General features: G+C 70.5%; 14 protein-coding genes. 8 read left to right on the top strand and 6 right to left on the bottom strand.

Going from position 1 to position 11,712, the window contains the following annotated elements; genetic code table 11:
- The first annotated feature begins 40 nt into the window (after nucleotides 1-40).
- Genes ABGA98_RS06935 through ABGA98_RS06920 form a run of 4 tightly spaced genes read left to right on the top strand, consistent with a single transcriptional unit; the run spans nucleotide 41 to nucleotide 2,291 of the window.
- Entirely contained in the window at nucleotides 41-196 is a 156-nt protein-coding gene (locus ABGA98_RS06935; RefSeq protein ID WP_165959776.1) for a hypothetical protein, read from the top strand.
- A complete protein-coding gene (locus ABGA98_RS06930; protein ID WP_347617303.1) occupies nucleotides 193-651 on the top strand; it encodes a RidA family protein in 459 nt (152 codons plus the stop codon). Before ABGA98_RS06935 ends, ABGA98_RS06930 begins: the two co-directional genes overlap by 4 nt.
- A gap of 54 nt (nucleotides 652-705) precedes the next feature.
- Nucleotides 706-1,503 carry an NUDIX hydrolase gene (locus ABGA98_RS06925; protein WP_347617721.1) on the top strand — a complete coding sequence of 266 codons (798 nt, stop codon included), beginning with the start codon at nucleotides 706-708 and terminating at the stop codon, nucleotides 1,501-1,503.
- Nucleotides 1,500-2,291 carry an MBL fold metallo-hydrolase gene (locus ABGA98_RS06920; RefSeq protein WP_347617302.1) on the top strand — a complete coding sequence of 264 codons (792 nt, stop codon included), beginning with the start codon at nucleotides 1,500-1,502 and terminating at the stop codon, nucleotides 2,289-2,291. Before ABGA98_RS06925 ends, ABGA98_RS06920 begins: the two co-directional genes overlap by 4 nt.
- Before the next feature lies 1 nt (nucleotide 2,292).
- Here ABGA98_RS06920 and ABGA98_RS06915 read toward each other — a convergent pair whose 3' ends face one another.
- The gene (locus tag ABGA98_RS06915; protein WP_347617301.1) at nucleotides 2,293-2,973 is read right to left on the bottom strand and encodes a Crp/Fnr family transcriptional regulator; all 681 of its coding nucleotides are present in this window, start codon (nucleotides 2,971-2,973) and stop codon (nucleotides 2,293-2,295) included.
- A gap of 213 nt (nucleotides 2,974-3,186) precedes the next feature.
- Here ABGA98_RS06915 and nth point away from each other — a divergent pair, with 213 nt between their 5' ends.
- Both nth and ABGA98_RS06905 read left to right on the top strand, forming a co-directional pair.
- The gene (nth, locus tag ABGA98_RS06910; RefSeq protein ID WP_347617300.1) at nucleotides 3,187-3,909 is read left to right on the top strand and encodes an endonuclease III; all 723 of its coding nucleotides are present in this window, start codon (nucleotides 3,187-3,189) and stop codon (nucleotides 3,907-3,909) included.
- Nucleotides 3,910-4,060: 151 nt separating this feature from the next.
- Nucleotides 4,061-4,585: a CoA pyrophosphatase gene (locus ABGA98_RS06905; protein WP_347617720.1), complete on the top strand. Its 525-nt coding sequence runs from the start codon at nucleotides 4,061-4,063 to the stop codon at nucleotides 4,583-4,585.
- Between the two features lie 7 nt (nucleotides 4,586-4,592).
- On the opposite strand, the gene ABGA98_RS06900 is transcribed toward ABGA98_RS06905, so the two are convergent.
- Nucleotides 4,593-5,105, bottom strand: coding sequence for a HEAT repeat domain-containing protein (locus ABGA98_RS06900; RefSeq protein ID WP_347617299.1), 513 nt, complete (start codon nucleotides 5,103-5,105; stop codon nucleotides 4,593-4,595).
- Nucleotides 5,106-5,187: 82 nt separating this feature from the next.
- Between ABGA98_RS06900 and ABGA98_RS06895 the strand changes: the two genes are divergently transcribed.
- A complete protein-coding gene (locus tag ABGA98_RS06895) occupies nucleotides 5,188-6,381 on the top strand; it encodes a MarP family serine protease (RefSeq protein ID WP_347617298.1) in 1,194 nt (397 codons plus the stop codon).
- Between the two features lie 4 nt (nucleotides 6,382-6,385).
- Here the strand turns inward: ABGA98_RS06895 and ABGA98_RS06890 are convergent, their stop codons facing one another.
- From ABGA98_RS06890 to acs, 4 genes are all read right to left on the bottom strand, one after another.
- On the bottom strand, nucleotides 6,386-6,829 hold the full coding sequence (locus ABGA98_RS06890) for a DUF309 domain-containing protein (protein WP_347617297.1): 444 nt from the start codon (nucleotides 6,827-6,829) through the stop codon (nucleotides 6,386-6,388).
- Nucleotides 6,826-7,746 (bottom strand): alpha/beta hydrolase, encoded by a 921-nt coding sequence (locus ABGA98_RS06885; protein WP_347617296.1) that lies wholly within the window; start codon nucleotides 7,744-7,746, stop codon nucleotides 6,826-6,828. The genes ABGA98_RS06890 and ABGA98_RS06885 overlap by 4 nt, the downstream gene beginning before the upstream one ends.
- On the bottom strand, nucleotides 7,736-8,176 hold the full coding sequence (locus ABGA98_RS06880) for a phage holin family protein (protein WP_347617295.1): 441 nt from the start codon (nucleotides 8,174-8,176) through the stop codon (nucleotides 7,736-7,738). Before ABGA98_RS06880 ends, ABGA98_RS06885 begins: the two co-directional genes overlap by 11 nt.
- A gap of 176 nt (nucleotides 8,177-8,352) precedes the next feature.
- Nucleotides 8,353-10,326 carry an acetate--CoA ligase gene (gene acs / locus ABGA98_RS06875; RefSeq protein WP_347617294.1) on the bottom strand — a complete coding sequence of 658 codons (1,974 nt, stop codon included), beginning with the start codon at nucleotides 10,324-10,326 and terminating at the stop codon, nucleotides 8,353-8,355.
- A gap of 356 nt (nucleotides 10,327-10,682) precedes the next feature.
- On the opposite strand from acs, the gene ABGA98_RS06870 reads away from it, so the two are divergent.
- On the top strand, nucleotides 10,683-11,462 hold the full coding sequence (locus tag ABGA98_RS06870) for an oxidoreductase (RefSeq protein ID WP_347617293.1): 780 nt from the start codon (nucleotides 10,683-10,685) through the stop codon (nucleotides 11,460-11,462).
- Nucleotides 11,463-11,712 lie beyond the last annotated feature (250 nt).

Here is an 11,712-nt window from a genome sequence, read left to right as displayed (position 1 = left end):
GGCAGGTGGTGATGACGGTTCTTGTGAGACGCTGACAGCCATGAAGAAATGGGAATACCTCACGGCCCCGGTGTTGATCCACAACACCAAGATGATCCTCGACAACTTCGGCGCCGACGGCTGGGAGCTGGTGCAGATCCTGCAGGGCGCCACGCCCGAGCAGCTCGTCGCCTACTTCAAGCGGGAGAAGCAGTGACGCCTGAGCAGCGGATCGAAGAGCTGGGCCTGACGTTGCCGCCGCCCGTCGCGCCGGTGGGCTCCTACGTCGCCACCGTACGCACGGGCGACCTGGTCTACACCTCGGGCCAGGTGCCGATGCTGGAGGGCAGGCTGCACCAGACCGGCAAGCTCGGCGTCGACCTGGGCGTCGACGAGGGCCGGGCGCAGGCCCGCATCTGCGCGCTCAACGCCGTCGCGGCGCTCAAGGGCGAGCTGGGCGAGCTGTCCAGGGTGCGGCGGATCGTCAAGGCCGTGGTGTTCGTGGCCAGCGCGCCCGACTTCACCGAGCAGGCGCAGGTGGCCAACGGCGCCAGCGATCTGCTCGCGGAGGTCTTCGGGGAGCAGGGCAAGCACGCCCGCAGCGCGGTGGGCGTCGCCGTGCTCCCGCTGGACGCGCCCGTGGAAGTGGAGCTGATCGCCGAAGTAGCCTGAATCGGGATATGTCACCATGACCGAGTGATGTTCTAAGGAGGTCGGGTGACCGGAATTCCGCTTCCAGCCGAGCTCGCCGCGCGGGCGCGGGACGTTCTCGCCGGACGGGTCGAGCCGGTGCCCGCGCGGGACGCCGCCACCGTGGTGTTGCTGCGCGAGGGCCCCGAGGTCTACCTGCTCCGTCGCAAGTCCACGATGGCCTTCGCGGCGGGCGCGTACGTCTTCCCCGGCGGCTCCGTGGACGAGCGCGACGCCGACCAGGCGGTCGCCTGGGCCGGGCCGTCTCCCGCGGAGTGGGGCGCGGTGTTCAAGGCGAGCGAGCGGCTGGCGCGGGCGCTGGTGTGCGCGGCCGTACGCGAGACGTTCGAGGAGTCGGGCGTGCTGCTGGCGGGGCCAGGGCCCGGCTCCGTGGTCGCCGACACGACCGGCGACGACTGGGAGGCCGACCGGCTCGCCCTCATCGACAGGAGCCTGGCCTTCGCCGACTTCCTCGCCCGGCGCGGCCTGGTGCTCCGCTCCGACCTGCTCAAGCCGTGGGCGCACTGGATCACGCCGGAGATCGAGCGCAAGCGCTTCGACACGCGCTTCTTCGCCGCCGTGCTGCCCGACGGGCAGCGCACCCGTGACGTGGGCGGGGAGGCCGACCAGGTCGTGTGGCAGCGCCCGGCCGAGGCGGTCGAGCTGGCGCGCCAGGGGGAGATCTTCCTCATGCCGCCCACGCACCGTACGCTCACCGAGCTGGCGGCCTGCGACAGCGTGGGCGACGTCCTGGCGACGCCCAGGGAGATCGTGCGCATCATGCCGAGGGCGGTCGAGATCGAGGGCGAGATGCGGCTGGTGATGGCCCCGTGAGCGGTCTGCGCATCCCGATCGGCACGCCCGACGGATCCCGTACGGAGCACGCCGAGAACCTGCTGGCCCCCAATCCCTCCGCCATGACGCTCGACGGCACCAACACGTGGGTGATCGGCGCGGGCGAGGAGGTGGTGGTCGTCGATCCGGGGCCCGAGGACGAGTCACACCTTCAGCGCGTACGCGACCATCTCGGCGAGCGCCGCGTCACCGAGATCCTGCTCACCCACGGCCATTTCGACCACAGCGGCGGCGCCAGGCGCTTCGCCCGGATGGTGAACGCGCCTGTGCGGGCCCTCGACCCGCGCCACCGGCTGGGCGACGAGGGCCTCGCCGACGGCGACGTGGTGACCGTGGCGGGGCTGGAGCTCCACGTGTACGGAACGCCCGGCCACTCGTTCGACTCGTTGTGCTTCTGGCTGCCCGCCGACAGGGCGATGCTGACCGGGGACACGGTGCTCGGCAGGGGCACCACGATCGTCGCCCGCGACGGCGGCCTGGCCGACTATCTCCGCAGCCTCGACCGGCTGAGGGCGGCGGCGGAGAGCCTGGAGGCGCGGGCGTTGCTACCGGGCCACGGGCCGGTGCTCCCCGACCCGATCGGCGCGCTCGACGGCTATATCGCGCACCGGCGCGAGCGGCTCGACCAGATCAGGGCGGCGCGCGAGCAGGGCGCGCGCACGGCACGCCAGATCGTCAAGATCGTGTACGCCGACGTCGACCGGTCGCTCTGGCCGGCGGCGGAGATGTCGGTGCTGGCCCAGCTGGACTATCTCGACGCCTCATGACCTATCTGGACCGGTTGTAGAGCCGGTCGATGTCGAGGATGACCACGGCCTTGGCCTCGATGCGCAGCCAGCCGCGCTGGGCGAAGTCGGCCAGCGCCTTGTTGACCGTCTCGCGGGAGGCGCCGACGAGCTGGGCCAGCTCTTCCTGGGTCAGGTCGTGGTGCACCCGGACGCCGTCGTCGGTCTTGATGCCGAACCGCTCGGCCAGGTCGAGCAGCTGCTTGGCCACTCGTCCGGGCACGTCGGTGAACACCAGGTCGGCCAGCACGTCGTTGGTGCGGCGCAGCCGCTGGGCGAGCGCGCGCAGCAGGTGCAGGGCCACCTCGGGCCGGCCGGTCAGCCAGGGCCGCAGGTCGTCGTGGCCGAGCCCGGCCAGGCGCACCTCGGTCAGCGCCGTCGCCGTGGCCGTGCGCGGCCTCGGGTCGAACAGCGACAGCTCACCGAACATCTCGCTCGGCCCCAGCACGCTGAGCAGGTTCTCCCGCCCGTCCGGCGACGTGCGGGACAGTTTGATCTTGCCGTCGAGCACGACGTAGAGGCGGTCGCCCGTCTCGTTCTCGTGGAAGAGCGTCTGGCCCTTGGGCAACTGGACCTCGGTGATGCTGGTGCGCAACGCCGCGGCGCTCTCGCGGTCCAGCGCGGCGAACAGGGGGGCCTTGCCCAGCACGTCTTCGGTGTTCACACTGCCTCCTCTGCTGCCATTGTGACTCACCCCACTTCGGGCGGCACACACAGGTTATGGGAATGCCGGGGTGTTCCGGGCATGCCCGTGTTGATCGGGTTTACCGGATTCCGGGAGGAAAGTTACCGGACGCCCCTCTGGGTGCCCGACAGGAGGCCGCCCGCTGCGGTTGTCGCGGGTCCAACCGTTTGCCAGAGCTTCTACTCTTGCGACATGGCCACGAACGCGGCGGGGCGCAAGCCGGAGACCCAGCTCGCACGAGTGCGGCGGGCGCGCAAGATGAACCGCATCCTCGCGGAGACCTATCCTGACGCTCATTGCGAGCTCGACTTCACCAACCCCCTTGAGCTGCTGGTGGCGACCATCCTGTCCGCGCAGTGCACGGACAAGCGGGTCAACATGGTCACGCCCATCCTGTTCGCGAAATATCCGTCGGTGGCCGACTACGCCGCCGCCGACCGGTCCGAGATGGAAGAGATCATCCGTTCGACCGGCTTCTTCCGCGCCAAGACCAACAGCATCATCGGCATGGCGCAGGCGATCTGCGAGCGCCACGGCGGCGAGGTGCCCGGCCGGTTGACGGACCTGGTCAAGCTGCCCGGCGTGGGCCGCAAGACGGCCAACGTGGTGCTGGGCAACGCGTTCGACGTGCCGGGGCTCACCGTCGACACCCACTTCCAGCGGCTGGTGCGCCGCTTCGGCTGGACCGACGAGACCGACCCGGTCAAGATCGAGCACATCGTGGGCGAGCTGCTGCCCAAGCGCGAGTGGACGATCTTCTCCCACCGGGTGATCTGGCACGGCCGCCGCATCTGCCACGCCCGGCGCCCCGCGTGCGGCGTCTGCCCGCTGGCCGCCCTCTGCCCCTCGTACGGCACCGGCCCCACGGCCGCCGCCGAGGCGGCGAAGCTTGTCAGGAACGGCCCCTTCTCCTGAACGGGGGAAGTGATCGACGCCACGGCGTGTTGGAGGATGCGTGACTCAAGTGCCCGACTGGCTCGACACCCTGGCAGCGCAGGCACAGCGGGCCCGAGTGCCCTTAGCACTGCGGCCACCAGTGACAGGCGGGAGGGAGGCGGCGGTGCTCATGTTGTTCGGCGACGGGCCGTTCGGGCCCGACGTGCTGCTCATCCAGCGCAGCAACCGCGGGCGCAGGCACCCCGGTCAGCCTGCGTTCCCCGGCGGCGGCGTCGACCCCGAGGACGCCGGTCCCGTCGAGGCGGCGCTGCGCGAGGCCGAGGAGGAGACCGGGGTCGACCCCGCCGGCATCCACGTGCTGGGCACGATGCCCGAGCTCTACCTGAGCTTCAGCGACAACCGGGTCACGCCCGTGATCGCCTGGTGGCGCGAGCCGTCCGCGGTGCACGCCGCCTCACCCGACGAGGTCGACTCCGTCGAGCGGGTGCCCATCGCCGAGCTGGTCGATCCCGTCAACCGCATCTCCCTGCGGCACCCCCGGGGCATGGTCGGGCCGGCGTTCCGGGTGCGCGGGATGCTGGTGTGGGGGTTCACCGCGATGGTGCTCGACTCCGTGCTGCGCGAGGCAGGGCTCGACCGGCCGTGGGACCCCGCGCAGGTGGAGGACCTGCCGCCGCTGGCGGCCCGCGACTAGCCGCTCCTCAGGGAGCCGTACGCAGGGCCACGCCGAGCGAGGCCCAGCCGGCCACGTCGGCGTCGCTGTCGGCGGCCAGCGCGCGCAGCGTCTCCAGCCCCGCGCGGTCGGGTGGTTCGCCGAGCACGTGCTGCAGCGCGTACGCGGCCCCGTACCTCACTCTGGCGTCGCCGTGGCCGGCCAGGTCGATCACGGACGGCAGCGAGCGCGGATCGGCCAGGTGGCCGAACGCGATCAGCACCGAATAGAGCACCATGGCGTCGTCCTCACTGGCGGCCAGATAGCGCAGCACCGGCAGCGTCCGGTCCACGAACGGCTGCAACATGCCCATGATGTCCACGCCCAGCAGCCGCTCGGAGACCGTGTCTCCAGCGCACAACCGGCGTGCCTCGACGAACGACTCGAGATCGCTCCGCTGGCGCAGAATGGAGATCACATGCCAGCGCAGCGGGCCGTCCGGATCGGTGTCGTGCAGAGCTGCCTCGATGAGATCGCGCACTGTTACCTCGGCCGGCGGCATAGCGCCCAAGATAGTCAGCAGGGTGACACCGTCCTGGCCGAACACGTTCACACTTGACCGTATCGCTGGCTACCTTTGAAGCGTGCGCGGTGATCTGCTTGACCTCATACTGATCGGCCTCGTGATCGCCTTCGGCATCTCGGGATACCGGCAGGGGTTCATCATCGGAGCGATGAGCTTCGTGGGGTTCGTGGGCGGGGCCGTGCTCGGCGTCTTCATCGCGCCTCCCATCTCCAAGGCCGTCGTCGACGGTGACACGCCGCAGGCGCTGCTCGCCATCGTGATCGTCTTCCTGGCCGCCACCATCGGCCAGTTCGCCTCCTCGACGCTCGGCGCCGTCGTGCGCAGCCACGTCACGTGGGAGCCCGCCAGGGTGGCCGACGCCGTCGGAGGCACGTTCGCCAGCGCCCTGTCCGTGCTGGTCATCGCCTGGCTGATCGGGTCGCTGATCGTCTCCACCGCGTTCACCCCGCTGGTCGACCAGGTGAAGAACTCCGCGCTGCTGACCACCGTCGACGACGCGATCCCGCAGGCGGCGCGCAACTGGCAGGCGCCGTTCAAGAAGTTCATCGACCGCTCGGAGTTCCCGCCCGTCTTCGACGCCATCGGCGCCGGCACGATCATCGACGTGCCGCCGCCCGACCAGAGCGTGTTGAAGGGCGGCGAAGGCCTCGAAAGGGCGCGCAGGTCGATCGTCAAGGTGCAGGGCAACGCGGAGAGCTGCAACAAGCACATCGAGGGCACCGGCTTCGTCTACGCGCCCGGCCGCATCATGACCAACGCCCACGTGGTCGCCGGCGTGACCCGAGACCTCCAGATCATCGACTCGACCAACACGCGGCACAAGGCCACCGTGGTGCGCTACAACCCGCGGCGCGACATCGCCATCCTCTACGTCCCCGGGCTCAACCTGCCGCAGCTCGCCTTCGACGGCGACGGCGGGCGCGGCGACGACGCGATCGTGGCCGGCTTCCCCAAGGGCCAGGGCTTCACCGCCGTGTCGGCCAGGATCGGCGGCCAGCTCGACGCCGAGGGCCCCGACATCTACCGCGAGAGGACGGTCACGCGCAAGGTCTACGCGATCCGCGGCCAGGTGCTGCCGGGCAACTCCGGCGGGCCGCTGCTCACGCCCGAGGGCCGCGTCTACGGCGTGATCTTCGCCGCCGCGATCAACGAAGAGGAGACGGGCTACGTCCTGACGGCCGAAGAGGTCGCCCCCGACGCCGCCAGGGGCCGCAACGACACCACGCGGGACAGCACGCAGGAGTGCGACTGACCCCTCAGCCCGGCAGCGTGGCCAGGATCAGGGCGATGGCCTCGCCGGGGTCGCTGTCCTGGCTCAGGCTGGAGGCGGCCTTGCCGACCGCGTCGTACGCGCCTCCGTACGACTGCGCCTTGGCGGCGCCGCGGCTGAGCAGGGTCAGCGCGCCGCGCCCGTTGCCGCGTTGGAGATGCGTGAGCCCTACGCAGATCTGCGCGAGCCCCTGCCACAGCTCGCGCTCGTCCTCCGGCGCGCACTTCCAGCGGCCCTCGAACACCTCGTGGGCGTTGAACGGCAGGCCGTCGCGCAGGAAACGGCGGCCGTCCGCCAGCGCCTGCTCGGTGGTGGGCGCGTAGTCGTCGGGCACCCGGGGCATGCCGGGCGAACCATAGGGGAGCGGCCTGCCGTACGCGTCGCGCGGCCTGGCGCTGCGCGGCCGGCCCTCGGGGTCACGGTCTCTCATCGGTCGGGCTCCGGGTCGGCCAGCCAGCCGAGCAGCTCCTGGTTGAACACGTCGGGAATCTCCTCGTGGGGGAAGTGCCCCGCACCTTCGAGCAGCCGCCACCGGTAGGGGGCCGCCACGTGACGGCTCGAACCCTGCGCCGTACGCGGGAGCACCCGCGGGTCGAGCGCCCCGTGCACCTGCAGCGTGGGCGCCTCGATCTCGGCGCGCATGACCCTGGCGTAGCGCCGGCCGTCGGGGCGGAGCTGGGAGCGGCCGAACCAGCGGTGGTATTCCAGCGCGCAGTGCGCCACGGTGGGGATGCGGAACGCCTCCCGGTAGGTGCGCGCGGTCTCCGGCTCCGGCCAGCCGGGGCGCGACCACTCGTCGAGGTAGCGGCCGACGCGCCTCCCGTCGCGGCGGGTGAGCAGGTGCTCCGGCAGCAGCGGCAGCTGGAAGCCGAGGGCCTGGATGCTCGCCTTGAGCTGCCCGAACGGGTCGGTCGCCAGGGCGCCGCGCAGCCGCAGCGGATGCGGGGCCGACACGGTGACGAGCCGGCGTACGCACTTCGGCTCCAGCACGGCCATCGTCCAGGCCAGCAGCCCGCCCCAGTCGTGCCCCACCACGATCGCCCCGGACTCGCCGAGCGCCCGGATCAGCCCCGTCGCGTCGGCCGCCAGCGTCGGCAGGTCGTAGCCGCGCGGTGGCTTGTCGCTGCCGCCGTAGCCGCGCAGGTCGACCGCGACCGCCCGGTAGCCGGCGGCGGGCAGCGCTTCGAGCTGGTGGCGCCACGTCCACCAGAACTGCGGGAACCCGTGCAGCAGCATCACCAGAGGCCCGTGCCCCGCCTCCACGACGTGGAAGCGGGTGCCGCCCGCGTGCACCGAGCGGTGCGTCCAGGGCCCCTCGATCTGAACGACCGACTCGTCAGGCGCCATCACGCGTCACCGGCTCGCGATCAGGCTTGAGCGCGGGCAGCGTCTGGTCCTCCGGGGTGGCGATCTCCCGCAGGCCCTTGATCGACCTGGTGGTGCGCTTCATCCCGGCCAGGCCCTTGAGCCGGCGGATCCCGATGAACACCAGCAGACCCGCGACCAGCAGGTAGAACACGGTCACGATGAGGAAGGCCGCCCACTGAGGCATCCACTGCGCCAGCACGTAGGCGATCGTGAACGAGGCGAGGATCAGGCACAGGTGAGCCATGAAGGCGGCGGCGGCGAACATGCCACCCGCCATGCCGACCCGCTTGGCGTCGAACCTGAACTCGGCCTTGGCCAGCTTGATCTCTGAACGGACGAGGTCGGAGATGTGATCGCTCGCCCGGGCGATCAGCGAGCCCAGGGATTCTTCCTCGGGAGTCTGCGGCATGAACGTCTCCTATCGAGGCCTGGTGGCCGTGTCAAACATCATCCAGCGACGCGCTGGGGGCGAGCCTCGCCATCACTCCCAGAACTACCCGATCAGCCAAGATAACGCTTGTGCCGCTTGGGCGTACGCAGAGGGCGCATGCTTCCGTCACGGAAACATGCGCCCCTGCTTTTACCTCAGTCCTCGGACTTCGCGGACGGGAGCTTCTCCGAGATCAGGTCCATCACCGTGCTGTCGGCCAGCGTGGTGACGTCGCCGATGCTGCGGTTCTCGGCGACGTCGCGCAGGAGACGGCGCATGATCTTGCCGGACCGCGTCTTGGGCAGCTCGGGGACGACCAGGATCTGGCGCGGCTTGGCGATCGGGCCGAGCGTCTTGGCCACGTGGTTGCGCAACTCGGTGGCGATGTCGTCGTTCTCCTCCGCGGCGCCGCGCAGGATCACGAACGACACGATGGCCTGCCCGGTCACCGGGTCGGTCGCGCCGACCACGGCCGCCTCGGCCACCTTCGGGTGGCTGACCAGCGCGCTCTCCACCTCGGTGGTGGAGATGTTGTGGCCGGAGACGAGCATGACGTCGTCCACACGGCCGAGCAGCCACAGGTCGCCGTCGTCGTCCTTCTTGGCGCCGTCGCCGGGGAAGTACATTCCCTCGAACCGGCTCCAGTAGGTGTCGATGTAGCGCTGGTCGTCGCCCCAGATCGTCCGGAGCATCGCCGGCCACGGCTCGCGCACCACCAGGAAGCCGCCGCCTCCGTTGGGGACGCTGGTGCCCTGGTCGTCGACCACGTCGGCGACCACGCCCGGCAGCGGGCGCATCGCGGCGCCCGGCTTGGCCGAGGTCACGCCCGGCAGCGGGCTGATCATGATGGCGCCGGTCTCCGTCTGCCACCAGGTGTCCACGACGGGGCAGCGGTCGCGGCCGATGTGCTCGCGGTACCAGACGTACGCCTCGGGGTTGATCGGCTCGCCGACGGAGCCCAGCACCCGCAGGCTGGACATGTCGTACTTGGCGGGGATGTCGTCGCCCCACTTCATGAACGTCCGGATCGCCGTGGGCGCCGTGTAGAGAATCGTGATCTTGTACTTCTGCACGATCTCCCAGAAGCGGCCGCGGTGCGGGGTGTCGGGGGTGCCCTCGTAGATGACGCTGGTCGCGCCGTTGGCGAGGGGGCCGTACACGATGTAGGAGTGGCCGGTCACCCAGCCGATGTCGGCCGTGCACCAGTAGATGTCGGTCTCGGGCTTGAGGTCGAAGACCGCGTGGTGCGTCCAGGCGGTCTGCGCGAGATAGCCGCCCGAGGTGTGCAGGATCCCCTTGGGCCTGCCCGTGGTGCCGCTGGTGTAGAGGATGTACAGCGGGTCTTCGGCGCCGTGGGGCTCGGCGGTGTGCTGGTCGCTCTGGCGGTCGACCACGTCGTGCCACCACAGGTCCTTGTCGGAGACGGCGACGTCCTGGCCTGTGCGGCGTACGACGAGGACGTTCTCGACCTGCGGGCACTCGGCGACGGCCTCGTCCACGATGGGCTTGAGCGCGCTCGGCTTGCCGCGGCGGTAGCCGCCGTCGGCGGTGATCACGAGCTTGGCGTCCGCGTCGTCGATGCGGCTCTTGAGCGCGCTGGCCGAGAACCCGCCGAACACGACCGAGTGCACGGCCCCGATGCGGGCGCAGGCCAGCATCGCGATCGGCAGCTCGGGGATCATCGGCATGTAGATGGCGACCCGGTCGCCCTTGCGCACTCCGAGCTCGTGGAGGGCGTTGGCGGCCTTGCTGACCTCGGTCTTCAGGTCGTTGTAGGTGAGCGTGCGGGTGTCGCCCTCGGGCTCGCCCTCCCAGTGGTAGGCGACCCTGTCGCCGCGTCCCTCTTCGACGTGCCGGTCGACGCAGTTGTAGGCCACATTGAGCTCGCCGCCCACGAACCACTTGGCGAACGGCGCGTTCCACTCGAGTGTCTTGTCCCACCTCTTGGCCCAGGTCAGCCGCTCGGCTGTGCCCTCCCAGAAGGCGAGGCGGTCGGCGGCGGCCTCGTCATATGCGGCGGCGGTCACGTTCGCGGCCGCCGCCAGGTCGGCCGGAGGTGCGAACCGGCGGTTCTCCTGCAGCAGGTTGGACAGCGCCTGGGATTCGTTGCCAGGGGTCTCCGGGGCCACCTCGTGCTCCTTCTATGGCCAGATTGGATAGGTCGTGTCCCACTTCACCAGCTCACGACCTCCGTACACAAGAGGTCTAGACAGGTCTGTACCGTCCGGCTCCATGGGCGTTCGTACTTACCCACTTGCATGACAAACGCAATTGAAACGTTGTCATCCTGAAATCTGAAGAATACGCGCCGGCGCGATTGCTCGGGTGCGGTGGGGGGTGGTTCGGGGGTTTATAGGCCCCCTGGAACCGTGCTGCTGCCGGGGCTTTCTCTCCTTGCGGTCGTCACGCCGTCCGGTCGCGAGCACGCTCGGTCACCGTGCCGCGGTGGCGGGGCGCGCATTACCCGCAGGTAGGGTCGGGTTCCGTGAGTGACCCCCTGACCGTCATCGCGCGGTTCCCCGGCGTTCCCGAGGCGGTGGACGAGGCGCGCAAGGCCGTCGACCGGCTCTATCGCCACCGCGTCCTGCGCCGGGCGAGCCCCGCCGTGTCCGCGGAGTCGTCGCTGCGCGGGGCGCGCGCGTCGGCCGCGCTCGAAGGCGTGGACGTGTCCCTCGACGCCCTGCGCCGTGACGAGGTGCACGACCCCCTCGTCCAGGGGGCGCTGCGCGCGTCCGCGGAGCTGGGCCGCATGGGCCCGACCTGGCGGAAGGCGCCCCGGCAGGTGCTGGCACGGCTGCACACCGTGGCGGCCGCCGGTCTCGCGCCGGAAGCCGCTCTCGGCCGGCCGCGCACCTTCGACACGGTCCCCGACCCTCTGGGCCTGGGTGCGGCGCCGAACGCCGGTGAGACGACGACCCGCATGGAGGCCCTGCTGGGCCTGCTCGAACGGCCCACGAGCGCACCCGCGATCGTGCTGGCCGCCGTGATCCACGCGGAGCTGGCCGTGCTGCGGCCCTTCGGCACGGCCGACGGGGTCGTGGCACGTGCGGCCGAACGGCTGACGCTGGTCGAATTCGGGCTCGACCCCAAGTCTTTGGTGGCCGTCGAGGTGGGGCGGCTGGAGTTGCCGTACGCGGAAGGGCTGCGGGCGTACCTGAGCGGCACGCCGGAGGGCGTGAGCCGGTGGGTACAACAATGTGCCTCCGCGGTAACCCTCGGAGCGCGCGAGACCACGGCCATCTGTGAGGCCATGCAGAGAGGTTGACGGGTTCGTGCGGAGACGCTTGGGGAGAAGCTTTGGGGCGAATCCGACATAGCTGACGGCGTCTCGGTCAAGAGACGCCGCCGCCGGTGCATCACACCGGGTTACCAAGCGTGCACCTATATCCGTCGGAGCGGGTAAAGCCCGTCACGACGCGCCTCCCGCGGCTGGTCGCGCGTGGGTACCCGGCTGATGCACCCGGACAAGATGGTCCGTAACCCCTTTCTACGACGGATGTGCCCTGATGGGAACC

Origin of the sequence: Nonomuraea sp. B1E8 (genome assembly GCF_039871515.1) — a bacterium.
In the GTDB taxonomy this organism is placed as follows: Bacteria; Actinomycetota; Actinomycetes; order Streptosporangiales; family Streptosporangiaceae; genus Nonomuraea.
Note: the sequence above shows the minus strand (reverse complement) of the source record. Positions and strands in the feature narration are given on the sequence as shown.